Raw genomic sequence first — 24,298 nt, 5'->3', positions numbered from 1 at the left:
CTTAGCGGGGCCCCGGTACGGGAAGACGCCAGAGCGTGACCCCACGTATCGAGGACTACGCCCTCATCGGTGATCTGCAGACCGCCGCGCTGGTCGGCAGGAACGGTTCTGTCGACTGGTTGTGCCTGCCCCGCTTCGACTCGGGCGCCTGTTTCGCCGCACTGCTCGGCGACGAGGACAACGGCCACTGGCGGATCGCCCCCCAGGGTACGGACACCACGGACACCTGCACCCGGCGCGCCTACGTGGACGACTCCCTGGTCCTGGAGACCTTCTGGGAGACCCGGACCGGGACGGTCAAGGTCATCGACTTCATGCCGCAGCGCGACAAGGCGCCCGACGTCATGCGGATCATCGAGGGCGTCAGCGGCAGCGTCGACATGAGCTCCGTCCTGCGGCTGCGCTTCGACTTCGGCTCCGTGGTGCCGTGGATGCGCCGCTCCCACGGCCACCGGGTGGCCGTCGCGGGCCCCGACTCGGTCTGGCTGCGCAGCGAACCGCCGGTCAAGACGTGGGGCCAGCAGTTCAGCACCTGCTCCTCCTTCACGGTCACCGAGGGCGAGAAGGTCGCGTTCGTCCTGACCTGGCACCCCTCCCACTCCCCGCGCCCGCAGCTGATCGACCCGTACGAGGCGCTCGGGCACACGCTGGACGACTGGGCCGAGTGGTCGGCCACGTGCACGTACACGGGCAGGCACCGGGAAGCCGTGCTCCGGTCCCTGATCACCCTGAAGGCGCTCACGTACGCGCCCACCGGTGGCATCGTCGCGGCCCCGACGACATCGCTGCCGGAGGAGATCGGGGGCGTACGGAACTGGGACTACCGCTACTGCTGGCTGCGGGACTCCACCCTCACGCTCGGTGCCATGATCTCGGCCGGCTATCTGGAGGAGGCGGCGGCCTGGCGGGACTGGCTGCTGCGGGCCGTCGCGGGCGACCCGGCGGACCTGCAGATCATGTACGGGCTCGCGGGCGAGCGCAGGCTCCCCGAGACGGAACTGCCGTGGCTGAGCGGCTACGAGCAGTCCCGGCCGGTCCGCACGGGCAACGCGGCGGTGCGCCAGCGTCAGCTCGACGTGTACGGCGAGGTCATCGACTCGCTCAGGGTGGCCCGCCAGGCGGGGCTCGGCAACAAGCCGCACGCCTGGAACCTGCAGCTCAGCCTGCTCGGCTTCCTGGAGTCCACCTGGCGCGAGCCGGACGAGGGGCTGTGGGAGATCCGCGGGCAGCGCCGCCACTTCGTCCACTCCAAGATCATGGCCTGGGTCGCGGCCGACCGTGCGGTGCGCAGCCTGGAGGAGGACCCCGAGCTGCCCGGCGACGCCGACCGCTGGCGGGCGATGCGGGACGCCGTGCACGCGGAGGTCTGCGAGAAGGGCTACGACCCCGTCCGCAACACCTTCACCCAGTACTACGGGTCCCAGGAGCTGGACGCCTCGACGCTGCTCATCGTGCGGACCGGCTTCCTGCCGCCGGACGACCCGAGGGTCACCGGCACGGTCGACGCGGTACGCACCGGGCTCGCCCGTGACGGGCTGATCCGCCGTTACAGCACCGAGGGCGTGTCCGTGGACGGTCTGCCCGGCGACGAGGGGGCGTTCATCGCCTGCTCGTTCTGGCTGGTCGACGCGCTGCTTCGGACCGGCCGTGAGGAGGAGGCGGAGGAGCTCTTCGAGCGGCTGCTGGAACTGCGCAACGACGTGGGGCTGCTGGCCGAGGAGTACGACACGGTGGCCAGGCGCCAGCTCGGCAACTTCCCGCAGGCGTTCAGCCACATCGGGCTGGTGAACAGCGCGGTCGACCTCGCCGGGGAGGACGCGGCAGGATAGGGCCATGGATCTTGGACTGAGGGACCGCGTGTACGTCGTCACCGGAGCGACCCGTGGCCTGGGCAACGCCACCGCGCGCGCACTCGCCGCGGACGGCGCGAAGGTGATCATTTCCGGCCGGGACGAGAAGGGGGTCACGGCCGCGGCGGCCGAGCTGGGCCCGGACGCGGTCGGTCTCGTCGCCGACAACGCGGACCCGGCGGCCGCACAGCGTCTGGTGGACACCGCGAAGGAACGCTTCGGCAGGCTGGACGGCATCCTCATCAGCGTGGGCGGCCCCGCCCCCGGTTTCGTGGCCGACAACACGGACGAGCAGTGGCGGTCCGCCTTCGAGTCGGTCTTCCTCGGCGCCGTGCGTCTGGCCCGTACGGCGGCCGCCGCGCTGGGCGACGGCGGTGTCATCGGCTTCGTGCTGTCCGGTTCGGTGCATGAGCCGATCGCCGGACTGACCGTCTCCAACGGACTGCGCCCCGGCCTCGCCGGCTTCGCCAAGTCCCTCGCCGACGAGCTGGGACCGCGCGGCATCCGCGTGGTCGGCGTCCTGCCGTCCCGCATCGACACCGACCGGGTGCGCGAGCTCGACGCGCTCTCCGGGGACGCGGAGGCGTCCCGTACGGCGAACGAGGCGCGCATCCCGCTGCGCCGCTACGGCACGCCGGAGGAGTTCGGGAAGACCTCGGCCTTCCTGCTCTCCCCCGCCGCCTCCTACCTGACGGGCATCATGGTGCCGGTCGACGGCGGCGCCCGGCACGGCTTCTGAGGACGCTCCCGCGCGGGCGGGTCGTCAGCTCACCCGCTCCGCACGGTGCTTGACCGCCCTGAGCCTGACCTCGGCGGGCAGTTCGTCCAGGCCCGCCGAGGTCCGCGCATGAGCAAGCGCCTCGTCGGTGAGACCCCGCAGTGCCTGTTCCGGGGCGGCGTGCGGCTCCATCAACAGCCGGATCCGGGCCTGCGGGGCGGTGCGCCGGCCGGTCAGTCTCACCTTGGCCTCGGACACCCCGTCCAGGGTCGCGGCCTCACTCCCGAGGACGCTCTCCAGGGCCCTGCCCCGCAGCAGCGCGCCTTCGCCGTCACCGCTGTCGACGAGCACCTCGGCCAGACGCGCGCGGCGCAGCTGGGCGAGGAGCCACCACAGCGCGAGGACGACCAGGACGGCCAGGACCGCGATGACGGCGGGCCACCACCAGCCCTCGTCCCGCCACCGGGACCGGTCGGACCGGCTGAGCAGCACGTCGTCCTTGCCGTCGAAGGGCCACCAGGAGGGTACGGAGAGGCCGAGCCCCGTCGCGAGGACGGCACCGCCGACGACGAGGAGGATCAGCCCTGCCAGACCGAGCAGTACCCGGTTGACGGTTCCCATCACGCGGCTCACCCCTTCTTCGCCGGACGGCGGACGTACACGGACAGCCGGGGCGGCTTCGCCAGTCCCAGCTCTTTGATACCGGCGCCCAGCACGGTGTCCAGGTCCGCCCGGACGTCGTCGAGTTCACGGAAGTGCGAGACGGCCCGCACGGTCGCCTTGCGGCGGCTCGTCCTCACCCGTACGGACTGCACACCGGGCACCTTCACGGCCCGGTCGCGCAGGACCAGGGCTGCGGCGTTCCGGTCGAGTCCGGCCCGGACACCGGCGTGGTCGCGGCGCATCGGCAGCAGCGCCCGCAGCCCGGGGGTGAGGGCCAGGAAGAGGAGCCAGAGGCCGAGGGCCGCCGCCGCGGCGGAGCCCGCGAGCACCCAGACGTCGTCGAGATGACGGCTCGCCAGGTCGTCTGCCAGTGAGCGCCGCCACCGCATGGCCGGGTGGTCGGCCCGGACGGCGGCCACGTCGTAGAGCAGGAGTCCGGCGCCACCGAGGACCACCAGGGCCACCAGGGCGGCGGGGATCCGGCGCTGGGACCAGAAGCGGCCCGCCCGGCCGCCGGGGCGGTCGGGCACGGGAACGGGCTCGTACGACGAGCCCGACGCGGACTGGTCCATCGTGCGTGCGCCGCCGGCCGGCACGGACTCGACCGTGGGCAGGCGCCGCGTGCTGTCCGGCTGGTCGTGGGGCTCGCTCATCGGATGCTCCCCTCGGGTGCGGCGCCGGCTCCCGTGGGGTGCAACCGCTCGACCCGCACCGCCACTTCGGGCACCTCCATCCCCGCCAGTGCTTCTACCCGTTCGGCGACACGCCGACGCACCGCCCGGCACCGGCGGCCGATGTCACAGGGGTAGCCGAGCTCCAGGCTGACCCTGACCCGGGCGGTGTCCCGGTGCACGGTGACCGTGGCGCGCGGTGCGGCACCCGCCTCGGGCCGCTCGGCGACCGCCTCCTTCGCCGCCTGCGCGGCGATCTTCGCGACGACCCGGTCGGCGATCCGGGTCTCCCCGCGCTCCGCGGGGGCGCCCCGGCCCGTCACCGCCGTCACCGGCGCCGGCCGCCGCGCTCGCGACTCCGGAAGAAGTCGCCGGGTTCCAGGTCCCCGTCCAGGAAGCGGCCGGCGACGAAGCCGACCGCGCCCAGCGCGGCCACCAGCAGAAAGGCCCCGAAGCCGCCGAAGTATCCGGCGAAACCGAGCGCCATGCCGGCCATCAGGCCGACCACAGCCATGCTCATTGTTGCTCCTCAACTTCCTCGGGTGGGAGGCCTACTGGAGACGCGGCTCGGGCTCCGGCTCGTCGTCGTCCTCGTCGGGCAGCTTGACGTCGCTGACGGCGATGTTGACCTCGACGACTTCGAGGCCGGTCATCCGCTCGACCGCCGCGATGACGTTCTCACGCACGTCGCGTGCCACGTCGCTGATCGACACGCCGTAGTCGACGACGATCTCCAGGTCGAGGGCGGTCTGCGATTCGCCGACCTCCGCCTTGACGCCGCGGGTCACGGACTTGCCGCCGCCGGGGACACGATCGCGTACCGCGCCGAAGGTACGGGAGAAGCCACTGCCCATGGCGTGGACGCCGACGACGTCGCGCGCCGCCATTCCGGCGATCTTCTCGACCACGCCGTCGGCGATGGTGGTACGGCCGCGGGTGGCGGGGTCTCCCCCGCCGCGCTTGGCGAGCGGGCTCTTCCTGCCGTCCTCCCCGCCTGACGCACTGCTCGCGCTGTCGGGCCGGTACCGCTCCGGGGTCTCGCTCATCGCCGCTCTTCCCTTCGTGGGCAGGGTTGGACTAGCTGAACTTCCGGTGCCCACATTAGGTGCGCTTGCCCCGTCCCGCGCCGTGGATGCGGCAGGCTGGGGTGATGACAAAGGCTGACAGCCCGGACCGGGCCGACGGATGGACCGCCGCGGTACGCCAGCGGCTCGGCCTCGGCCGATTGCTCCCTTTGGGCGGCGCCGCGGACGGCTCCTGGATCGCGGAACGGGCGGCGGCGGAGGCGCTGCGGGACGCCGCGGTGGGCTCCGGCGCGGTGCTGGGGACGCTCAGGATCGCCCCGGCCTACGCGGACGGTGCCCCGGATCCGGTGGTGCCGGGCCCGCCCAGCGCTCTGCCGCCGGGTCCCCTGCGGATCGAGGCGGGATTCTCCGCGACGGCCCGGCGGCCCCTGCCCGCCACCGCGGACGCGCTGCGCTCCGCGCTGCTGACGGCGGCGGCCGAACGCCTCGGACTGGTGGTCGACGAGGTCGACCTCCGGGTGACGGCACTACTCGACGAGGAGCCCGGGCGTGTCGGACGATCCCCTGCCGAGGTGCGTGAGGCCAGGCCGGACGGCGTCGCCGGGACGACGGCCGCCGCGGTGCCCGGGGTCGTCTCGCTGACGCGGGTCCTGGGCAACGCGGTGCAGTCCGGCGCCGGGCACGTCCGGGTGGAGCTGGCGACGGCCGGGGACCACCGGGCGCTCGATGTGGCACAGGCCGTGCGGAAGGCGGTGACCGGCGCGGTGGACGGCGGCCCGACGGTGGCCGTGCTGGTCACGGCCGTCGTGGATCAGGTGTCCACGGCCGTCGTCGACCGGGCCGGCCCTGCCCCCGTGTGAGGGGCAGGGCCGGCCCGCCGGTCAGTCCGTGACGCCGGCGAGGTCGCGCAGCCTGCGGCCCTGCGCGGCACGTTCGGCGGTGCGCTGCTCCTCGTACGTACGGGAGGTGGCGCCGCCGAGCAGCGCCTTGGTCTCGACGACCGCGTCGCGCGGGGCGGCGAGCAGGGCCGCTGCCAGGTCATGGGCCGCCCCGTCGAGCTGGTCGGCGGGGACGACGAGGTTGGCGAGGCCGGTGCGCTCGGCCTCCTCCGCGTGCACGAAGCGGCCGGTGGCGCAGATCTCCAGCGCACGGGCGTAGCCGACGAGGCTCACCAGGGGGTGGGTGCCCGTCAGGTCGGGGACGAGCCCGAGGCTGGTCTCACGCATGGCGAACTGCACGTCCTCGGCGGCGATCCGCAGATCGCAGGCGAGGGCGAGCTGGAAGCCGGCCCCGATCGCGTGCCCCTGGACGACGGCGATCGACACGATGTCGTTGCGGCGCCACCAGGTGAAAGCCTCCTGGTACTCGGCGATGGTCGCGTCGAGCTCGGACTCCGGGCCGCGCGCCATGTCGAGGAAGGACGGCTCACCGTCGAACCCCTCAGGGGTGAACGCCTGCCGGTCGAGGCCCGCGGAGAAGGACTTGCCCTCGCCGCGCAGCACGACGACCCGCACGTTGCCGGGCAGTGCCCGTCCGGCCTCCGCCAACGCCCGCCACAGAGCGGGAGACTGAGCGTTGCGCTTGGCCGGGTTGGTGAGTGTCACCGTGGCAACCGCGTCTTCGACGGTGAGCCGTACGCCGTCCTTGTCGAGCACAGAGTCGAGCGAGGTCATGGGACGCCTCCGGATCGGGTGCAGTCAGCACTTACTGGCAAGTAACTGAACTGAACAGTAACCACCCGGACGACCTCATGGTCGGCCGGGTGGCCACCCGGTGTTCCGGTGAGCCCCGGGGACGGGCGTACGCACACCCGTCCCGGACCGCTGCCCGCCGTCAGGCCGAAGCGGCCTTCTTGCCTCGAGTCGCTCCGCCGCGTCCCCGCAGCGTGACTCCGGACTCGCTGAGCATCCGGTGGACGAACCCGTAGGAACGGCCGGTTTCCTCGGCCAGCGCCCGGATACTCGCACCGGAGTCGTATTTCTTCTTCAGGTCTGCCGCGAGCTTGTCGCGCGCGGCGCCGGTTACCCGGCTGCCCTTCTTCAGAGTCTCGGCCACCCGTGCCTCCTCAAGGAAGTGCGCTCTGGACTCTCATGATCACCCCTACCCGGCTTCCTGGCCACCCATTCGGCAAGGTCCGTACGACCGGTTTCGGCGCCCTGGAGCGGCCCGGCACAACCGGAGTGCGAGATTCCGTGAGCTCTCGGAGACATCCGGGGCGGGCTCCCGGAAAAACCGCCAGGTCAGGGCCGTAGAGGGATGAGGGCCCCGGACGTGTGCGAATGGCAGCCGTCCGCCGGGCGCCGCGCCGGGGTACGAGACCCGCTCACCCAGATGATGGATCACCGATGGGCCGAATGATCCATACGCGGTGGATCACCGGGCGCCGGGGAGGCGCGGGACGCCCCGGGCGGGGATCAGGCGAGGGCGACCAGGTCGCGGTAGTCGGCACCCCAGAGGTCCTCGACCCCGTCGGGCAGCAGGATGATCCGCTCCGGCTGAAGGGCCTCGACCGCGCCCTCGTCGTGGGTGACGAGGACGACCGCGCCCTTGTACGTCCGCAGGGCCCCGAGGATCTCCTCGCGGCTGGCCGGGTCCAGGTTGTTCGTCGGCTCGTCCAGCAGGAGCACGTTGGCGGACGACACGACCAGGGTCGCCAGGGCGAGCCTGGTCTTCTCACCACCGGAGAGCACTCCGGCCGGCTTGTCGACGTCGTCACCGGAGAACAGGAACGAGCCGAGCGTCTTGCGGACCGCGACGAGGTCGAGGTCGGGCGCCGCGGAGCGCATGTTCTCCAGGACCGTGCGCTCCGGGTCGAGCGTCTCGTGCTCCTGCGCGTAGTAGCCGAGCTTGAGGCCGTGACCCTGGATGATCTCGCCGGTGTCGGCCTTCTCGGCACCGCCGAGGAGGCGCAGCAGGGTCGTCTTGCCGGCGCCGTTGAGGCCGAGGATGACGACCCGGGAGCCCTTGTCGATGGCCAGGTCCACGTCGGTGAAGATCTCGAGCGAACCGTAGGACTTGGACAGGCCCTCCGCCATGAGCGGGGTCTTGCCGCACGGGGAGGGGTCCGGGAAGCGCAGCTTGGCGACCTTGTCCGAGACCCGGACGGCCTCCAGGCCCGAGAGCAGCCGGTCGGCGCGCTTGGCCATGTTCTGGGCGGCGACGGTCTTGGTCGCCTTGGCGCGCATCTTGTCGGCCTGGGCGTTGAGGGTCGCGGCCTTCTTCTCGGCGTTCTGACGCTCGCGCTTGCGGCGCTTCTCGTCGGCCTCGCGCTGCTGCTGGTAGAGCTTCCAGCCCATGTTGTAGACGTCGATCTGGGCCCGGTTGGCGTCGAGGTAGAACACCTTGTTGACCACGGTCTCGACGAGCTCGACGTCGTGGGAGATCACGACGAAGCCGCCGCGGTAGCTCTTGAGGTAGTCGCGCAGCCAGACGATGGAGTCGGCGTCCAGGTGGTTGGTGGGTTCGTCGAGGAGCAGGGTGTCGGCGTCCGAGAACAGGATGCGCGCGAGCTCGACACGACGGCGCTGACCACCGGAGAGCGTGTGCAGCGGCTGGCCGAGCACCCGGTCGGGCAGGCTCAGCGCGGCGGCGATGGTGGCGGCCTCGGCCTCGGCGGCGTATCCGCCCTTGGTGAGGAACTCCGTCTCCAGGCGCTCGTAGCGCTTCATGGCCTTCTCACGGGTGGCGCCCTTGCCGTTCGCCATCCGCTCCTCGTTCTCCCGCATCTTGCGCAGGATCTCGTCGAGGCCGCGGGCGGAGAGGATGCGGTCGCGGGCCAGGACCTCGAGGTCGCCGGTGCGCGGGTCCTGCGGGAGGTAGCCGACCTCGCCACCGCGCGTGATGGTGCCGCCGGCCGGGGTCCCCTCGCCCGCGAGGCACTTGGTGAGGGTGGTCTTGCCGGCGCCGTTGCGGCCGACGAGACCGATGCGGTCACCCTTGGCGATACGGAAGGAGGCGGACTCGATGAGGATGCGGGCACCGGCGCGCAGCTCGATACCGGAAGCGGTGATCACGGAAAAACTCCAGGGCGGTATGGACGGCGGAGGGACTTACGGGTCACGACTCGACGCCGTCTAATGCACAAGGAGAATTGCCATGGGGCTCATTCTACTGGCGGTGTCCACCTGCTTTTCCGCGTGCTCCGGTCCGTGACCGCGTCACCGCGGTACGTCACACGAAAGGGCATACCACATCGAACTGATCGATACCCGGCCGAGTCCATGGAGGCGGACACCCGGGACGGCCCTGCGGCGGCGGCAGCCGCAGCCCAGCGGTCGGCGACGACCGGTGGTCCGAGCCGCCGCGACACGTTCGCCGATCCGGGACCCGCACGGGCGCGCGCTGCCGGTGCCCGGTGGAAGACTGAGACGCAGATCACCACGGATCCACGGACGACTCAGGAAGAGGGTGTGGGCGATGGCCGGCGCGGGTGGTGCACCGACGATCTTTCCGACGCTCCTGTACGACGACGCGAAGGCCGCGATCGAGGTCCCGACCCGGGCCTTGGGGTTCACCGAGGAAGCGGTGTACGCGGGCGACGACGGCAGCGTGCTCCATGCCGAGCTGTCCTGCGGCAGCGGCAGGGTGATGCTGGGTTCCAAGGGGGGCGGGGGTGTGTTCGCCGAGGCGATGGCGGGCGCGGGGCCCTCGGGGGTCTACGTGGTCGTGGACGACGTGGACGCCCACCACGCGCGGGCGGTCGAGCACGGGGTGGAGATCCTGATGCCGCCCACCGACCAGGACTACGGCTCGCGCGACTACATGGCCCGCGACGCGGAGGGCAACGTCTGGAGCTTCGGGACGTACGCCCCGGGGGCCGCGGCCTGACCGCGCCCCCCGGAGTGCCGCGTCCGGCGGCTACACGCCGCCGGTGTGCACCTGGAAGGCCGCGCGGCGCACGGCCTTGGCGAGGGCCGGGTCCGGGTGGGCGGCGGCCAGGGCGACCAGCACCTGGACGGTGCGCGGGTGGCCGATGGCCCTGACCTCGTCGAGCAGCGCGGGGACGGTGCCCTGGACGGCGGAGTCGAGGTGGCGGACCAGCAGCCCCGTCTCACCGTGATCGGCCACGGCCGCCGCGGTGTCGACCCAGAGCCAGGTGGCTTCCTCACGGCTGAGGACGTCCTGGGCGTCGTCCGGGTCGGCGCCCTCGTACTCGGCGAGCCAGAGCAGGGCGTACGGGCGCAGCTGTGGCTCGGTGGCGACGGAGCGCACCACGGGTTCGGCGGGGGCGCCGACGACGCGTAGCGCCTCGAAGGCGAGGCCGCGCAGCAGGGCGTCCTCACCGCGGGCGACGGCGAGCAGTTCGGCCACGGCGCTGCCGACGGTCCGGGCGGCGAGCCAGGCGCGGTACTCGGCGCGGGCGGGGCCCGGGGTGAGCCGCGCGCAGCCGAGCAGCATGTCGGCCGCGGCCTGTTCGATGTTGCCGGCCGGGCTCTGGGCGGCGACGCAGATCTGCTCCAGCTTGACCCAGACCGCCCAGTTGCCGAGGGGGGTGAGGGTGGCCTGTCCGGCGCCGAGGGTGAGGGCGCCGACGGCCGCGAGGCCTTCCAGGGCCCAGTCGAGCAGCAGCGCGTTCAGGTCGGCGGGCTGTCCGGCGGCCGGGCCGGGGCCGGGTTCGGTGCGCTGCTCCGGCCCGTAGGGCACCTCGCAGCGCTCCTCGCGGAGTTCCGCGACGCGCTGGCCGAGGAGGTCGAGGAGGGCGGGCACGGTGACGGGTCCCGCCGAGAGCTGCAGGAGGGACAGCACCTGGGGTACGGCCTCGACGGCTTCGGCGACCGCGGCGGCCTCGATGCCTTCGGGCGCCGCGTGGACGAGCGACCAGGCGTCGAAGAGCGCCACCCAGCCGCGGAGCACGGCGGAGTCGTCGCGGTCCCAGGCGCGCAGCCGCCAGCCGGGGCGCGCGGTGTCGCCGTGGAGTTCGATGAGTCCGGCGAGCCGGGCGCGGTCCCAGCCGGCCTGGATCTGGGCCGGAGTCGCGTCGAGCGCCGCCGCGGCGCGTTCGAGGGCCTGGGTGGCGAGCGGGGCGGCACCCGGGCTCGCGCCGTCGGCGGCCCAGTGGGCGATCCGCACGGCGTCGGCCAGCACGACCCTGGCCTGGCGGGCCAGTTCCGCCGGGGGCGGTGTGCCCTCGGGTGGGCGGGGGGCCGGCCTGGTGCGCCGGGTGGTCACGGCCTTGCGGGCGGTGGCAAGGGGTCGCGGGCGGACAAGTCGCAGCCTGGAGTCGCGCGGGGTACGGGACGTCACGAGGAGCAGTCTTGCCCCTGACGGCCCGAAAGCCCAAACGGAAGCCGGCCGCAGAGGGCCGGGCAGGGTTCCCGGGCCGGTCACCAACCGGGCCGATCCGTCCCATCACCTCACATCAGGGGCGTGAGGAAGCGCCTGAGGGCCTCTTCGTAGCCGGCCGGATCTGCATTCCACATCGCCGCATGCGGAGCCTGCGGTACGGAGTGCAGTGTGACCAGGTCGGGGCGGAGCTCGGCGAGTTCCAGGGACGGCTGCCAGGGGGCCAGGGTGTCGTCGGGGCCGTGGACGATCAGGGTCGGGGTGCGCAGGGCCCTCGGCAGCGAGGTGTCCAGCAGTGGCGCGCCGTGCAGCCCCGTCCGGCCCTGGGCGGCCCGGACGGCGAGGGGCAGCAGCGCGGCGGGGACGCCGTGGGCGCGGGCCAGGGCACGGAGTGTGGTTTCCCAGTCCAGGACCGGGGAGTCCAGGACGAGGCCCCTGATGCGGTCCCGGAGGGCGGAGTTGACCGCGGCGTGCAGGGCCATCGAGGCACCGGTGGACCAGCCGTGGACGATGACGTTCTCGGCCCCGTAACGCACGGCGTGGCGGATGGCCGCGTCGAGGTCGCGCCATTCGGACTCGCCGAGGTGGCCGAGGCCGTCCGGGGAGCGGGGGGCGCCGGCGTCACCGCGGTAGGCGAGGTCGAGCACGGGGAGCTGCTGCTCGTGCAGGAAGCCCATGACGTTCAGCGGGTGTTCCCTGCTGGTGCCGAGGCCGTGCACGGTGATCACCCAGGTGTCGCGGGCACCGGGCACGAACCAGGCGGGCAGGAAGCCCAGCTCGCCGGGGATCTCGACCTCCTTGTAGGCCAGGCCGAGGGCGTCGAGCGGGTCGCCGGTGTGGATCTGCGGAGTCATGCGGACCTTGGTGCCCCGCACCAGGCTGCCGCGGTCGACGCGTTCCAGTCTCCGTACGACGGTGTCGGCGGAGCCGTCCGACGCCTGTCCGGTCGGCGGGCCGACGACGGCGTGGACGCCGCGGCCGGTCAGTCCGTACGTGCCGGGGCGCAGGGCGGCGAAGGAGCGGGTCAGGGTGATCTGCCCGGCCGCCGTGGCGTGCACGGTGAGTCTGCGGTCTCCGGGGAGGGGGCGGGGCGACGGGGCGCCGAGGGCGGCGTCGCTGGCGTACCGGCCGGCCGCGACCGCTGCCGCTCCGACGCCGAGGATCGTGGTGACGGCTGCTGCCGTCGCTGTTGCCGGGCGCACGGCTCCAGTGTCCCGGCCCGCGGTCCGGACGGCCAGTGGGGCGGGGCCGTCCGGTTCCGGGCCCGCCGTCAGCCGGGCTGGCCGTAGTCCTCCAGGGCGTCCTGGACGTCACGCAGCTGGGCCCGGGTGAGCAGTGCCGGGCTGTGGCCCGGCACGGAGCTCGCGGTGAGCCAGAGCCGGCACAGCCATTCGAGCTGGGCGGTGCGGTCGTAGGCCTCTTCGAGGGTGTCCCCGTAGGTGACGGTGCCGTGGTTCCGCAGGAGGCAGCCGGTGCGGTCACGCAGGGCGGCGAGCATGTGGCGCGCGAGCTCGGGTGTCCCGTAGCGGGCGTAGGGGGCAGTGCGGACCGGCCCGCCGAGCATCGCGGCGGCGTAGTGCACGAGCGGCACCTCGGTGACGAGCGTGGAGACGGCGGTGGCGTGCACGGCGTGGGTGTGGACGACGGCCGCGGCGCCGGTGCTGCCGTAGACGGCCAGGTGGAGGGGGAGTTCGCTGGTCGGCGCCAGCTCGCCGAGCACCTGGCGCCCTTCGAGGTCGACGCCGACGGCGTCGTCGGGTCCCAGCCGGTCGTAGGGCACCCCGGTGGGGGTGACCAGGACGGTCCCGCCGACCCGTGCCGAGACGTTCCCCGAGGTGCCGACGACCAGCCCCTCCGCGGCCGTCCTGCGGGCCGTGGCGACGACGCCGGCCCATGCCTGTGCGATCGCGTCCCGATCCTGGTCGCTCATGCGGTGATCCTAGGCCGGCCGGGTCGTTCCGCCGGGGCCGTCCCGGTGACGTGACCGACGTCTCTTCAATGGGACAAATCCGGCAGTTGGCAGGCGCGCGGGGGTCGGCCGGAGGCCGGTACCCGCAGTGCCACAAAGGGTCCCGGCAACTCCTCGCACACACAAGCGGAATACCCGTACGCGCTTGGGGTCACCACAACGCCCTGCCTAGTTCACCTTCCGTTCATCCAGGTTGCTTACGTTCCTACAGCCACTGACGTCGAACGATTGCCTGGGTAAATGGAACACATCACGCTGCTGCTTGCGATTGTGGTCGTGACAGCTCTCGTGTTCGATTTCACGAACGGTTTCCACGACACCGCCAACGCGATGGCGACCACCATCTCGACCGGCGCCCTCAAGCCCAAGACAGCGGTGGCCATGTCCGCCGTTCTCAACCTCGTCGGCGCGTTCCTGTCGGTGGAGGTCGCCAAGACGATCTCCGGCGGGATCATCAACGAGAACGGCCTCAGAACCGAGGTCATCTTCGCGGCGCTCGTCGGCGCCATCCTGTGGAATCTCCTGACCTGGCTGGTGGGCCTGCCCTCCAGCTCGTCCCACGCACTCTTCGGCGGGCTCATCGGCGCCGCGGTGATGTCGGCCGGCTGGTCCTCCATCAACGGCGGGACCGTCGTCACCAAGGTCCTGCTGCCCGCGATCGCCGCCCCTCTCGTCGCCGGTCTGGCCGCGCTGCTGGCCACGAAGCTGACGTACCGCCTCAACCGGAAGATCACCGACGAGGCGCAGCTGAAGTCGACCGCCAAGGGCTACCGGGCAGGCCAGATCGCCTCGGCCGGTCTCGTCTCCCTCGCCCACGGCACCAACGACGCGCAGAAGACGATGGGCATCATCACCCTGGCCCTGGTCACCGGCGGCGTCCTCGCCCCCGGCTCCAACCCGCCGGTCTGGGTCATCGCCTCCGCCGGTATCGCCATCGCGATGGGCACCTACCTCGGCGGCTGGCGCATCATCCGCACCATGGGCAGCGGCCTCACCGACCTCAGGCCGCCGCAGGGCTTCGCCGCCCAGACCAGTGCGGCCACCGTCATCCTGGCCTCCTCGCACCTCGGTTTCTCGCTCTCCACCACCCAGTCCTGCTCCGGCGCCGTGATGGGCGCGGGCCTCGGACGCAAGGGCGGCGTGGTCCGCTGGTCCACCGCCACCCGGATGTTCGTCGCCTGGGGCCTGACCCTGCCGGCCGCCGGTCTGATCGGCGCGGGCGCGGAGTTCCTCACGAAGCAGGGCCCGTGGGGCGTCGGCGTCGTCGCGGTGCTCCTCGTGGCGGGCTCCGGAGCCATCTGGACGCTGTCGCGCCGCAAGCCGGTCGACCACACCAACGTCAACGCGACCGACGCCGAGCCCGCGGGTGTCGTCACCACCGCCATCGCGGCCGTCAGCCCGCCGCCCGTCGGCTCCGGCGTCCCGGACCTCAAGACCACCATCCCGGCCCCGGCCCCGACGGCCGGAACCCCGGCCGACCCGGCCCGACCGGCCACGGTGTAAGGACAGATCCGCATGAACATCGACTGGGCAGCTCTCGCTTCCGTCTTCGGCGTCAGCCTCGTGGTCACCGTCGCACTGGTCGGCCTCTTCACCCTCGGCATCATCGGTCTCGCCAAGGCGCCGACGGCGGGGGGCGCCTCCTCCGTGATGACGCGCTCCGGCGCGTACGCCTCCTTCGCGCTGTGCGTGGCGGCCGTGGCGTACGGGATCTATCTGATCGTCGCCTGACCACCGCAGGTGGTCGCACCGGGCCGGACACACACCTGTGTGTCCGGCCCGGTGTGCGTCTGCGCACACTGAAGCCTCGCAGGTCAACGGCAGGTTGACGGGCGTTCGCGGGGCGTGGTGGACTGCCGGAGCCGTTTACGGCGACAGGAGAGGAAGCCGGTGCGAATCCGGCGCGGTCCCGCCACTGTCACCGGGGAGCAGCCCCCTCATGGAGGTCACGGCCCGCCATCGCGGGCCGGAAGGCCGGGGAAGCCGCGGATCCGGAAGCCAGGAGACTCTCGTCGCCGGTCACGTCGAACCAGGGCGCGGACCCTGAGTGAGGACATCTGCCATGCCTGGCTGCCGTGCGTCGGTCCCTGCATCACCCGTTGCGCCACCCGTGACGAAGGTCCTCCGAGGCGCGACGGCCGGCTGAGCCGTGCGAGCCGACCGCATCTTCGCGTACGGCGCCGCCGCCGGTCTGATCGGCGACCTGCTGCTCGGTGATCCCCGGCGGGGCCATCCCGTCGCCGCCTTCGGGCGGGCCGCGGCAGGCGTCGAGAACCGGCTGTGGCGCGACGACCGCGGCCGGGGCGCCCTGCACGCGCTGGTCTGCGCCGGGGGCGCCGCCGGCGCCGCCGCCCTGGCCGCCCGCGCCGTACGGAACCGTCCCGCCGCGGCCGTGGCCCTGACCGCCGCCGCCACCTGGTCCGTCGTCGGCGGTACGTCGCTGGGCCGCGAGGCCCGCGCCATCGGCGGCGCTCTCGCCGCCGGTGACATCGAGCTGGCCCGGGAGCGGCTGCCGCACCTGTGCGGCCGTGACCCGTACTCCCTCGACGGGCGGCAGATCGCCCGCGCGGTGGTGGAGTCCGTCGCCGAGAACACCTCCGACGCCGTCGTGGGGGCCCTGGTGTGGGGTGCGCTGGGCGGGGTGCCCGGCCTGGTCGGGTTCCGGGCCGTCAACACCCTGGACGCCATGGTCGGTCACAGGTCGCCGCGCCACCTGCGCTACGGCTGGGCCTCCGCCCGGCTCGACGACCTCGCCGGCTGGCCCGGCGCGCGCCTCACGGCCGTGCTCGCGGCGGCCTCCGGGGGAAAGCCGCGCGCGGCCGTACGGGCCTGGCGGGCCGACGCCGGGAAGCATCCGAGCCCCAACGCGGGCCCGGTCGAGGCCTCGTTCGCCGGTGCGCTCGGTGTACGGCTCGGCGGGACCCTCGCGTACGGCGGACGGGTCGAGCACCGGCCCGTGCTCAACGGGGAGGCGGGCCGGGACGTGCGGGTCGCGGACATCGAACGCGCGGTGCGGCTGTCGCGCCGCGTGAGTGTGCTGGCCCTCGGCGTGTGTGTGGCCGGGCGGCTGGCCGTGGGACGGAGGGGTCGGGCATGAGCGCAGGACCGGGCGGCGGACTGCTGGTCGCGGGGACCACCTCGGACGCGGGCAAGAGCGTCGTCACGGCGGGGATCTGCCGGTGGCTGGTGCGCCGGGGGGTGAAGGTCGCGCCGTTCAAGGCCCAGAACATGTCGCTGAACTCCTTCGTCACCCGTGAGGGTGCCGAGATCGGCCGCGCCCAGGCGATGCAGGCGCAGGCCGCCCGGGTGGAGCCGACCGCGCTGATGAATCCGGTGCTGCTGAAGCCCGGCGGCGACCGTTCCAGTCAGGTGGTCCTGATGGGGAGGCCGGTCGGTGAGATGAGTGCGCGCGGCTATCACGGGGGGCGCCAGGAAGCCCTGTTCGGGACGGTCGTGGACTGTCTGGAGCAGCTCCGGGGCACGTATGACGCCGTGATCTGCGAGGGGGCCGGCAGTCCGGCCGAGATCAATCTGCGGCGTACGGACATCGTGAACATGGGTGTCGCGCGGGCCGCGCGCTTCCCGGTGCTGGTCGTCGGGGACATCGACCGGGGCGGTGTGTTCGCCTCGTTCTTCGGTACGACGGCGCTGCTGGCCGCCGAGGACCAGGAGCTGGTCGCGGGGTACCTCGTGAACAAGTTCCGGGGTGACGTCTCGCTGCTGGAGCCCGGCCTGGACATGCTGTACGAGCTCACGGGCCGGCGGACGTACGGGGTGCTGCCGTTCGCCCACGGTCTGGGCATCGACGAGGAGGACGGGCTGCGCGTGTCGATGCGCGGCGCCGTCCGGGAGTCGGTCGTCGCCCCGCCGCACGGGGAGGACGTCCTGCGGGTCGCGGTGTGTGCCGTGCCGCTGATGTCGAACTTCACCGATGTGGACGCGCTGGCGGCCGAGCCGGGTGTGGTGGTGCGGTTCGTGGACCGGGCCGAGGAGCTGGCGGACGCGGACCTGGTGATCGTGCCCGGTACGCGCGGCACGGTGAAGGCGCTCGCGTGGCTGCGTGAGCGGGGGCTGGCCGGCGCGCTGGCGCGGCGGGCCGCCGAGGGGCGTCCGGTGCTGGGCATCTGCGGCGGGTTCCAGGTGCTGGGTGAGTCGATCGAGGACGAGGTGGAGTCGCGGGCGGGGCTGGTCGACGGGCTCGGACTGCTGCCGGTGCGGGTCCGTTTCGGCCGGGAGAAGGTGCTGGGCCGGCCGGTCGGCTCGGCGCTCGGGGAGCCCGTGGAGGGGTACGAGATCCATCACGGGGTCGCCGAGGTGCGCGGCGGTGAGCCGTTCCTGGACGGGTGCCGGGTGGGCTCGGTGTGGGGGACGCACTGGCACGGGTCACTGGAGAGCGACGGGTTTAGGCGGCGGTTCCTGGAGGAGGTGGCGCGGGCGGCGGGACGGCGGTTCGTGGCCGCCCCGGACACGAGTTTCGCGGCGTTGCGGGAGGAGCAGCTGGATCGGCTGGGGGATCTGGTCGAGGAGCACGCGGACACGGACGCGTTGTGGCGGTTGATCTCCGAGGGGGCGCCGCGGGGGTTGCCGTTCGTGCCGCCGGGGGCGCCCCGGGGGGCCTCCCGTGATCGGGGCTCCGCCCCGGACCCCGGTCCTCGATCGCCGGAGGGGCTTGTTCTCGTGCCCCGGGCCGCGGAGCGGGAGCCGGGTGGTTCGGAGTTCGTGGAGCGGACGTCCGGTGTGGCTGGAGATGTTGTGCACGTGACAGAGGAGGCACTGTGAGTACCCCGTATCCCTTCACCGCCATCGTCGGACAGGACGATCTACGGCTGGGGCTGTTGCTCAACGCCGTCAGTCCGGCCGTCGGCGGGGTGCTCGTGCGGGGTGAGAAGGGCACCGCCAAGTCCACCGCCGTGCGGGCCCTCGCCGCGCTGATGCCTGAGGTGTCCGTGGTCTCCGGGTGCCGGTTCTCGTGTGACCCGGCCGGGCCCGATCCGGCGTGTCCCGACGGTCCGCACGAGGCCGGTACCGGCGTGTCACGGACGGCGCGGACCGTGGAGCTGCCCGTCGGCGCGTCGGAGGACCGGCTGGTGGGCGCGCTCGACATCGAGCGGGCCCTCTCGGAGGGCGTGAAGGCGTTCGAGCCGGGGCTCCTGGCCGACGCGCACCGCGGGATCCTGTACGTGGACGAGGTCAACCTGCTCCATGACCACCTGGTGGACCTGCTGCTGGACGCCGCGGCCATGGGTGCCTCGTACGTCGAGCGCGAGGGCGTCTCCGTACGGCATGCGGCGCGGTTCCTGCTGGTCGGGACGATGAACCCCGAAGAGGGGGAGCTGCGCCCGCAGTTGCTGGACCGCTTCGGGCTGACCGTCGAGGTGGCGGCTTCCCGCGACACGGATCAGCGGGTCGAGGTCGTGCGGCGGCGGCTCGCGTACGACGACGATCCCGCCGGGTTCGCCGGCCGGTGGGCCGCGGAGGAGGCCGCGTTGCGGGAGCGGATCGCCGCCGCGCGTGTCCTGCTGCCCCGGGTGGTGCTCGGGGACGGTGTGCTGCGGCAGATCGCGGCCACGTGCGCGGCGTTCGAGGTCGACGGGATGCGTGCCGACATCGTCATGGCCCGGACCGCGACCGCGCTGGCCGCGTGGGCGGGGCGTGAGGAGGTCACCGCCGAGGACGTGCGGCGGGCCGCCCTGCTCGCGCTCCCCCACCGGCGCCGCCGCAATCCGTTCGACGCGCCGGGGCTGGACGAGGACAAGCTGGACGACACGCTCAAGGACGCGGCGGGCGACGAGGGCGAGGGCGACGGCGAGCCCGATCCCGATCCCGACGGGCCCGGCGGCGGTGGCGGGGTGCCTCCGCAGGACTCCGGTCCCGACGCCCCGGACCGCAGCGGTGACTCCGGTCCGGGGCAGGGTGGCGAGGCCCCGGAGCAGGGGCGGCCCTCGCCGTCGCACGGCGGGGAGCAGCAGCCCGTACGCGCCTCGGAGCCGTTCCGTACGAAGATGCTCAGCGTGCCCGGTCTCGGCGAGGGTGCGGCCGGGCGACGGTCCCGGGCCCGTACGGAGCACGGGCGGACCACCGGGGCCAGGCGGCCGGAGGGCGCCCTGACGAAGCTGCACCTGGCGGCCACCGTGCAGGCCGCGGCGCCGCACCAGCGGGCGCGCGGGCGGTCCGGGCGGGGGCTCGTCGTACGGCGTGACGATCTGCGGCAGGCGACGCGGGAGGGGCGCGAGGGAAACCTGGTGCTGTTCGTGGTGGACGCCTCGGGGTCGATGGCGGCCCGGCAGCGGATGAGCGCGGTGAAGGGCGCGGTGATGTCGCTGCTGCTGGATGCCTACCAGCGGCGGGACAAGGTGGGGCTGGTGACGTTCCGCGGCAAGGACGCCGAGGTCGTGCTGCCGCCGACGTCGTCGGTGGACGCGGCGGCGGCCCGGCTGGAGTCGTTGCCGACGGGCGGGCGTACACCGCTGGCCGCAGGGCTGCTGAGGGCGCACGACGTGCTGCGCGTGGAGCGGCTGCGTGATCCGTCGCGGCGTCCGCTGCTCGTCGTGGTGACGGACGGCCGGGCGACGGGTGGCCCCGAACCGGTGGCGCTCGCGGCGCGGGCGGGGCGGCTGCACGCCGCCGAGGGCACGGCGTCCGTCGTCGTGGACTGCGAGTCGGGGATCGTGCGCCTCGGGCTCGCCGCACAGCTCGCCCGGGATCTGGGGGGCACCGCGGTCACGCTCGACGAGCTGCGGGCCGATTCGATCGCCGGGCTGGTCAAGGACGTTCAAGCAGCCGGGAGGGCCGCGTAATGCCACAGGGACAGCCTGTATCGGTACCGGACGACGGGCTGACGACACGTCAGCGGCGTAATCGTCCTCTTCTGTTCGTGCACACGGGCATCGGCAAGGGCAAGTCGACGGCCGCCTTCGGGCTCGCGCTGCGGGCCTGGAACCAGGGCTGGCCGATCGGGGTGTTCCAGTTCGTGAAGTCGGCGAAGTGGAAGGTCGGCGAGGAGAACGCGCTGAGGGTGCTCGGGGCGAGCGGTGAGGGCGGCAGCGTCGACTGGCACAAGATGGGCGAGGGCTGGTCCTGGGTCCAGCGGGGCATCCACGGCGACAACTCCGACAACGAGGAGAAGGCCCGGGAGGGCTGGGAGCAGGTCAAGCGCGACCTGGCGGCGCAGACCTACAAGCTGTACGTGCTCGACGAGTTCGCCTACCCCATGCACTGGGGCTGGATAGACACCGACGAGGTCGTCGAGGTGATGCGCGACCGCCCGGGCACGCAGCACGTGGTGATCACCGGGCGGAACGCTCCGGCGAAGCTGATCGAGGCCGCCGACCTGGTGACGGACATGTCGAAGGTCAAGCACCCGATGGACGCGGGCCAGAAGGGCCAGAGGGGCATCGAGTGGTGAGTGTCCCCCGTCTGGTCATCGCGGCACCGGCGTCCAACACCGGCAAGACCACGGTCGCCACGGGTCTGATGGCCGCCTTCACCGGGCGGGGTCTCGCCGTGTCGCCGCACAAGGTGGGACCCGACTACATCGATCCCGGCTACCACGCGCTGGCCACCGGCCGCCCGGGGCGCAATCTGGACGCGTACATGTGCGGTCCGGAGCTGATCGCCCCGCTGTTCGCGCACGGGGCGGCCGGTGCCGGTCTGGCGGTCGTCGAGGGCGTGATGGGGCTGTACGACGGCGCCTCGGGGCAGGGTGAGCTGGCCTCGACCGCGCAGGTGTCGAAGCTGCTCCGGGCTCCTGTCGTGCTGGTCGTCGACGCGTCGTCGCAGTCCCGTTCGGTCGCGGCGCTCGTGCACGGTTTCGCCTCCTGGGATCCGGAGGTGCGGATCGGCGGGGTGATCCTCAACAAGGTGGCGTCCGACCGGCACGAGGCGCTGCTGCGGGAGGCCCTCGACGAGACGGGCCTGCCGGTGCTGGGGTCGCTGCGGCGGGCTCCGCAGGTGGTGACGCCCTCGCGTCACCTGGGTCTGGTGCCGGTGGCCGAGCGGCAGGCCGATGCCGTCGACGCCGTACGGGCGATGGGCGAGCGGGTGGCGGCCGGCTGCGATCTGGACGCGTTGCTGGCGCTGGCCCGTACGGCGCCCGCGCTGCCCGACGCGGAGTGGGAGCCGGAGCCGCGGGCCGGGCAGGGGGCACGGCCGGTGGTCGCGGTGGCGGGCGGCGCCGCGTTCACGTTCGCGTACGCGGAGCACTCCGAGCTGCTGGCGGCGGCCGGCGCGGAGGTGGTGGTCTTCGACCCGTTGCGCGACGAGAAGCTGCCCGCGGGCACGGCGGGGCTGGTCATCGGCGGCGGCTTCCCGGAGGTGTACGCGCCGGAGCTGTCGGCGAACGAGCCGCTGCGCAGGGCGGTCACCGAACTGGCGGGGTCCGGCGCCCCGGTGGCGGCGGAGTGCGCGGGGCTCCTGTATCTGGCGCGTGAGCTGGACGGGCGTCCGATGTGCGGGGTGCTGGACGCGTCGGCCCGGATGTCAGAGCGCCTCACGCTCGGCTACCGGCAGGCGGTGGCGGTGTCCGACAGTGTGCTGGCGGTGGCGGGGACGCGGCTGCGCGGGCACGAGTTCCACCGCACGGTGCTGGAGCCGGGTGCGGGTGCGACGCCCGCCTGGGGCCTGCATCAGCCGGAACGGCGGGTGGAGGGCTTCGTGCAGCAGGGGGTGCACGCGAGCTATCTGCACACCCACTGGGCGGCCGAGCCCGCTGTGGCCCGGCGGTTCGTGGAGCGGTGCCGCGCGTGAACGGCGTCGCGGGTTCACTCCGCGACGCCGACCACCAGCCAGATGAAGCCCACGCCCACGACGGTGCACAGCAGCGTGGAGCGGGCCGGGTGCTCATGGTGGGCCTCGGGCAGGATCTCGGCGGCGGCGAGGTAGAGGAGCGCCCCGCCGAAGAATCCGAGATAGCAGCCGAGCAGTTCCTCCGGAAGGGTGAACAGCAAGGTCGTCGCCGCGCCCACGATCGGGGCCAGCGCGTCCGCGTACAGCATCAGGAGGGCCTTGCGGCGGGCGTTCCCGTAGAGGCTGGTGATCGTGTACGTGTTGAAACCGTCGGCGAAGTCATGGGTGATAACGGCCAGTGCGACGGCCGCGCCCATGCCGCCGCCGACCTGGAAGGCGGCGCCGAGCGCGACGCCGTCCATCAGGCTGTGGCCGACCATCGCGGCCGCCGCCGTCATCCCGACCTGCGGCACCCGTTCCTGGCCCGCCCCGTGTGCCGCCTGGCGTACGGCCAGCGAACGCTCGACGAGATGGGCCGCGAGGAAGCCCCCGACGAACAGCAGCAGTGCGGCGGGGACGCCGAAGACCTCCTGGCCCGCCGCCTCCACCGCCTCGGGCAGCAGGTCGAGGCCGACGACGCCGAGCATCAGCCCTCCGGCGAAGCCGAGCACCAGGTGGCGGCGGTCGGTGACGCGCTGCGCGACCCAGCCACCCGCCAGGGTCATCAGGAACGCGCCGAGCGCGACGAATACCGCCATGGGGCCTTGCTAGCCGATCGCCCCCCGGTCCCGCACCTGAGGCCGCCCTTACCTGTGTTCCCCGGAAGGACCCGTTCATGACCCGCGCCGCGCTGGTCGTCGGCGTCGGTGCCCGTCGTGGTGTCCCGGCCGCGGAGGTGCTCGCGCTCGTCCGGGAGTCACTGGGCGCGGCCGGGCTGTCCGCCGCCGACGTGGTGGAGCTGGCCACGCTCGACACCAGGGCGGAGGAGCCGGGCATCGCGGGTGCGGCGGCGGGGCTGGGCGTGCCGGTGCGTTCCTGGACGGCCGCGGCACTGGCGGCCGTTGGCGTACCGAACCCGTCGGGGGCGCCGCTGGCCGCCACGGGGACGCCGTCCGTCGCGGAGGCCGCCGCACTCGCCGGTGCGGACGAACTCCTGGTCGCGAAGCGGAAGTCGGCGTCGGCGACCTGCGCGGTGGCCCGCCGGTCCGCACGGATCGGCACCCCGGCGTCGACGAATCGCGTCCGGCCGTTCACCATGGCTGCCATGCTCCCCCCCACGAAGCACACCAAGCATCCCGACAGCGCCGGGCCCGATCTGCGGCACCACGGTGACGCGGAAGTACGCGGCCTGGACCTGACCGATCTCGCCGTGAACGTGCGGACCGGTACGCCCCCCGCGTGGCTGCGGGAGCGGATAGCCGCGTCGCTGGGCTCGCTCGCCGCCTATCCGGACGGGCGTCCGGCACGCGCGGCGGTCGCCGGACGGCACGGGCTCCCGGAGGAACGGGTCCTGCTCACGGCGGGCGCGGCGGAGGCGTTCGTGCTGATCGCACGGGCGTTGCCGGCCAGACGTCCGGTCGTGGTGCATCCGCAGTTCACCGAACCGGAGGCGGCGCTGCGCGCGGCCGGGCACGAGGTCGGACGCGTGGTGCTACGGCCGGAGGAGGGCTTCCGGCTGGATCCGGCGGCGGTGCCCGAGGACGCGGACCTGGTGGTGATCGGCAATCCGACCAATCCGACGTCGGTGCTGCATCCCGCCGGCGTACTGGAGCAACTGGCGCGGCCCGGGCGGACGCTGGTGGTCGACGAGGCGTTCATGGACGCCGTTCCGGGCGAGCGGGAGGCGCTGTGCGGGCGTACGGACGTCCCGGGGCTCGTCGTCCTGCGGAGCCTGACCAAGACCTGGGGTCTGGCGGGGCTGCGGATCGGCTACGTACTCGCGGATCCGGCGACGGTCGCCCTGCTCCAGGAGGCGCAGCCGCTGTGGCCGGTGTCCTCGCCCGCGCTGGCGGCTGCCGAGGCGTGCGTGGAGCCGCGGGCCCTGGTCGAGGCGGCCGACGCGGCGGACCGGGTCACGGTGGACCGGGCGCATCTGCTGGCCGGGCTCGCGGAGTTCGGTGAGGTGCGGGTGGTGGAGCCGGCCGCGGGGCCGTTCGTCCTGCTCCGGCTGGACCGGGCGGACGAGGTACGGGAGCGGCTGCGGTCACTGGGCTTCGCGGCGCGGCGCGGGGACACCTTCCCCGGGCTGGGCGGCGACTGGCTGCGGCTGGCCGTGCGTGACCGGGTGACGACCAACCGGTTCCTGCAGGCGCTCGATCTGGCGCTGCAGGGGCTGCCGCGGCGGGCCGCGGACTGACGGCCCCCGGGCGGGGAGCGGTGCTCACTCGTGCGAGCAC

General features: G+C 73.3%; 24 protein-coding genes and 1 riboswitch. Of the genes, 12 read left to right on the top strand and 12 right to left on the bottom strand.

Annotated elements, in window-relative coordinates; genetic code table 11:
- Window positions 1-35 precede the first annotated feature (35 nt).
- Window positions 36-1,829: a glycoside hydrolase family 15 protein gene (locus ACFWVP_RS30960; protein WP_384501290.1), complete on the top strand. Its 1,794-nt coding sequence runs from the start codon at window positions 36-38 to the stop codon at window positions 1,827-1,829.
- A gap of 4 nt (window positions 1,830-1,833) precedes the next feature.
- A complete protein-coding gene (locus ACFWVP_RS30955) occupies window positions 1,834-2,589 on the top strand; it encodes an SDR family oxidoreductase (RefSeq protein ID WP_384501289.1) in 756 nt (251 codons plus the stop codon).
- Window positions 2,590-2,613: 24 nt separating this feature from the next.
- Here the strand turns inward: ACFWVP_RS30955 and amaP are convergent, their stop codons facing one another.
- From amaP to ACFWVP_RS30930, 5 genes are read right to left on the bottom strand one after another with little or no spacing between them, the layout of a single operon-like run.
- The gene (amaP, locus tag ACFWVP_RS30950) at window positions 2,614-3,192 is read right to left on the bottom strand and encodes an alkaline shock response membrane anchor protein AmaP (RefSeq protein WP_384501288.1); all 579 of its coding nucleotides are present in this window, start codon (window positions 3,190-3,192) and stop codon (window positions 2,614-2,616) included.
- A gap of 5 nt (window positions 3,193-3,197) precedes the next feature.
- Window positions 3,198-3,884, bottom strand: coding sequence for a DUF6286 domain-containing protein (locus tag ACFWVP_RS30945; protein WP_384501287.1), 687 nt, complete (start codon window positions 3,882-3,884; stop codon window positions 3,198-3,200).
- Window positions 3,881-4,234 carry an Asp23/Gls24 family envelope stress response protein gene (locus tag ACFWVP_RS30940; RefSeq protein ID WP_384501286.1) on the bottom strand — a complete coding sequence of 118 codons (354 nt, stop codon included), beginning with the start codon at window positions 4,232-4,234 and terminating at the stop codon, window positions 3,881-3,883. The genes ACFWVP_RS30945 and ACFWVP_RS30940 overlap by 4 nt, the downstream gene beginning before the upstream one ends.
- Window positions 4,231-4,422 carry a hypothetical protein gene (locus ACFWVP_RS30935; protein ID WP_384501285.1) on the bottom strand — a complete coding sequence of 64 codons (192 nt, stop codon included), beginning with the start codon at window positions 4,420-4,422 and terminating at the stop codon, window positions 4,231-4,233. The genes ACFWVP_RS30940 and ACFWVP_RS30935 overlap by 4 nt, the downstream gene beginning before the upstream one ends.
- Before the next feature lie 31 nt (window positions 4,423-4,453).
- Window positions 4,454-4,948: an Asp23/Gls24 family envelope stress response protein gene (locus ACFWVP_RS30930; RefSeq protein WP_384501284.1), complete on the bottom strand. Its 495-nt coding sequence runs from the start codon at window positions 4,946-4,948 to the stop codon at window positions 4,454-4,456.
- 104 nt (window positions 4,949-5,052) lie between these two features.
- Here ACFWVP_RS30930 and ACFWVP_RS30925 point away from each other — a divergent pair, with 104 nt between their 5' ends.
- Window positions 5,053-5,787, top strand: a complete 735-nt coding sequence (locus ACFWVP_RS30925; protein ID WP_384501283.1) for a hypothetical protein — start codon at window positions 5,053-5,055, stop codon at window positions 5,785-5,787.
- A gap of 21 nt (window positions 5,788-5,808) precedes the next feature.
- Here the strand turns inward: ACFWVP_RS30925 and ACFWVP_RS30920 are convergent, their stop codons facing one another.
- The 3 genes from ACFWVP_RS30920 to ACFWVP_RS30910 all read right to left on the bottom strand — a co-directional run bounded on the left by ACFWVP_RS30920 (window position 5,809) and on the right by ACFWVP_RS30910 (window position 8,940).
- Window positions 5,809-6,600 (bottom strand): enoyl-CoA hydratase/isomerase family protein, encoded by a 792-nt coding sequence (locus ACFWVP_RS30920; RefSeq protein ID WP_384501282.1) that lies wholly within the window; start codon window positions 6,598-6,600, stop codon window positions 5,809-5,811.
- A gap of 160 nt (window positions 6,601-6,760) precedes the next feature.
- Window positions 6,761-6,982, bottom strand: coding sequence for a helix-turn-helix domain-containing protein (locus ACFWVP_RS30915; RefSeq protein WP_006123601.1), 222 nt, complete (start codon window positions 6,980-6,982; stop codon window positions 6,761-6,763).
- A gap of 359 nt (window positions 6,983-7,341) precedes the next feature.
- Window positions 7,342-8,940: an ABC-F family ATP-binding cassette domain-containing protein gene (locus tag ACFWVP_RS30910; protein ID WP_384501281.1), complete on the bottom strand. Its 1,599-nt coding sequence runs from the start codon at window positions 8,938-8,940 to the stop codon at window positions 7,342-7,344.
- Window positions 8,941-9,343: 403 nt separating this feature from the next.
- Between ACFWVP_RS30910 and ACFWVP_RS30905 the strand changes: the two genes are divergently transcribed.
- Complete coding sequence (locus ACFWVP_RS30905; RefSeq protein WP_384501280.1) at window positions 9,344-9,754, top strand: VOC family protein; 411 nt, start codon at window positions 9,344-9,346, stop codon at window positions 9,752-9,754.
- A gap of 30 nt (window positions 9,755-9,784) precedes the next feature.
- Here the strand turns inward: ACFWVP_RS30905 and ACFWVP_RS30900 are convergent, their stop codons facing one another.
- From ACFWVP_RS30900 to ACFWVP_RS30890, 3 genes are all read right to left on the bottom strand, one after another.
- Entirely contained in the window at window positions 9,785-11,095 is a 1,311-nt protein-coding gene (locus tag ACFWVP_RS30900; protein WP_384501325.1) for a hypothetical protein, read from the bottom strand.
- 185 nt (window positions 11,096-11,280) lie between these two features.
- Window positions 11,281-12,411, bottom strand: a complete 1,131-nt coding sequence (locus ACFWVP_RS30895) for an alpha/beta hydrolase (protein WP_384501279.1) — start codon at window positions 12,409-12,411, stop codon at window positions 11,281-11,283.
- A gap of 68 nt (window positions 12,412-12,479) precedes the next feature.
- The gene (locus tag ACFWVP_RS30890) at window positions 12,480-13,139 is read right to left on the bottom strand and encodes a class II aldolase/adducin family protein (protein ID WP_384501278.1); all 660 of its coding nucleotides are present in this window, start codon (window positions 13,137-13,139) and stop codon (window positions 12,480-12,482) included.
- A 279-nt stretch (window positions 13,140-13,418) separates the two neighbouring features.
- On the opposite strand from ACFWVP_RS30890, the gene ACFWVP_RS30885 reads away from it, so the two are divergent.
- The 7 genes from ACFWVP_RS30885 (at window position 13,419) to ACFWVP_RS30855 (ending at window position 21,923) form a co-directional block, all read left to right on the top strand.
- Window positions 13,419-14,681 (top strand): anion permease, encoded by a 1,263-nt coding sequence (locus tag ACFWVP_RS30885; RefSeq protein ID WP_384501277.1) that lies wholly within the window; start codon window positions 13,419-13,421, stop codon window positions 14,679-14,681.
- Between the two features lie 12 nt (window positions 14,682-14,693).
- Window positions 14,694-14,909, top strand: a complete 216-nt coding sequence (locus ACFWVP_RS30880) for a hypothetical protein (protein WP_384501276.1) — start codon at window positions 14,694-14,696, stop codon at window positions 14,907-14,909.
- A gap of 148 nt (window positions 14,910-15,057) precedes the next feature.
- Window positions 15,058-15,187: riboswitch (cobalamin riboswitch) on the top strand.
- 140 nt (window positions 15,188-15,327) lie between these two features.
- Window positions 15,328-16,275: a cobalamin biosynthesis protein gene (locus ACFWVP_RS30875; RefSeq protein WP_384501275.1), complete on the top strand. Its 948-nt coding sequence runs from the start codon at window positions 15,328-15,330 to the stop codon at window positions 16,273-16,275.
- Complete coding sequence (locus tag ACFWVP_RS30870) at window positions 16,272-17,957, top strand: cobyric acid synthase (RefSeq protein ID WP_384501274.1); 1,686 nt, start codon at window positions 16,272-16,274, stop codon at window positions 17,955-17,957. Before ACFWVP_RS30875 ends, ACFWVP_RS30870 begins: the two co-directional genes overlap by 4 nt.
- Window positions 17,954-19,975, top strand: a complete 2,022-nt coding sequence (locus ACFWVP_RS30865) for a putative cobaltochelatase (RefSeq protein ID WP_384501273.1) — start codon at window positions 17,954-17,956, stop codon at window positions 19,973-19,975. The genes ACFWVP_RS30870 and ACFWVP_RS30865 overlap by 4 nt, the downstream gene beginning before the upstream one ends.
- Entirely contained in the window at window positions 19,975-20,583 is a 609-nt protein-coding gene (gene cobO / locus ACFWVP_RS30860; protein ID WP_384501272.1) for a cob(I)yrinic acid a,c-diamide adenosyltransferase, read from the top strand. The genes ACFWVP_RS30865 and cobO overlap by 1 nt, the downstream gene beginning before the upstream one ends.
- Window positions 20,577-21,923, top strand: coding sequence for a cobyrinate a,c-diamide synthase (locus ACFWVP_RS30855; RefSeq protein WP_384501271.1), 1,347 nt, complete (start codon window positions 20,577-20,579; stop codon window positions 21,921-21,923). The genes cobO and ACFWVP_RS30855 overlap by 7 nt, the downstream gene beginning before the upstream one ends.
- A gap of 14 nt (window positions 21,924-21,937) precedes the next feature.
- Here the strand turns inward: ACFWVP_RS30855 and ACFWVP_RS30850 are convergent, their stop codons facing one another.
- Window positions 21,938-22,660 carry a ZIP family metal transporter gene (locus tag ACFWVP_RS30850; protein ID WP_384501270.1) on the bottom strand — a complete coding sequence of 241 codons (723 nt, stop codon included), beginning with the start codon at window positions 22,658-22,660 and terminating at the stop codon, window positions 21,938-21,940.
- Between the two features lie 77 nt (window positions 22,661-22,737).
- Between ACFWVP_RS30850 and cobC the strand changes: the two genes are divergently transcribed.
- Complete coding sequence (gene cobC / locus ACFWVP_RS30845) at window positions 22,738-24,258, top strand: Rv2231c family pyridoxal phosphate-dependent protein CobC (protein ID WP_384501269.1); 1,521 nt, start codon at window positions 22,738-22,740, stop codon at window positions 24,256-24,258.
- The last annotated feature ends 40 nt before the right edge of the window (window positions 24,259-24,298 follow it).

Origin of the sequence: Streptomyces sp. NPDC058637 (assembly GCF_042717325.1) — a bacterium.
Taxonomy (GTDB): Bacteria; Actinomycetota; Actinomycetes; order Streptomycetales; family Streptomycetaceae; genus Streptomyces.
Note: the sequence above shows the minus strand (reverse complement) of the source record. Positions and strands in the feature narration are given on the sequence as shown.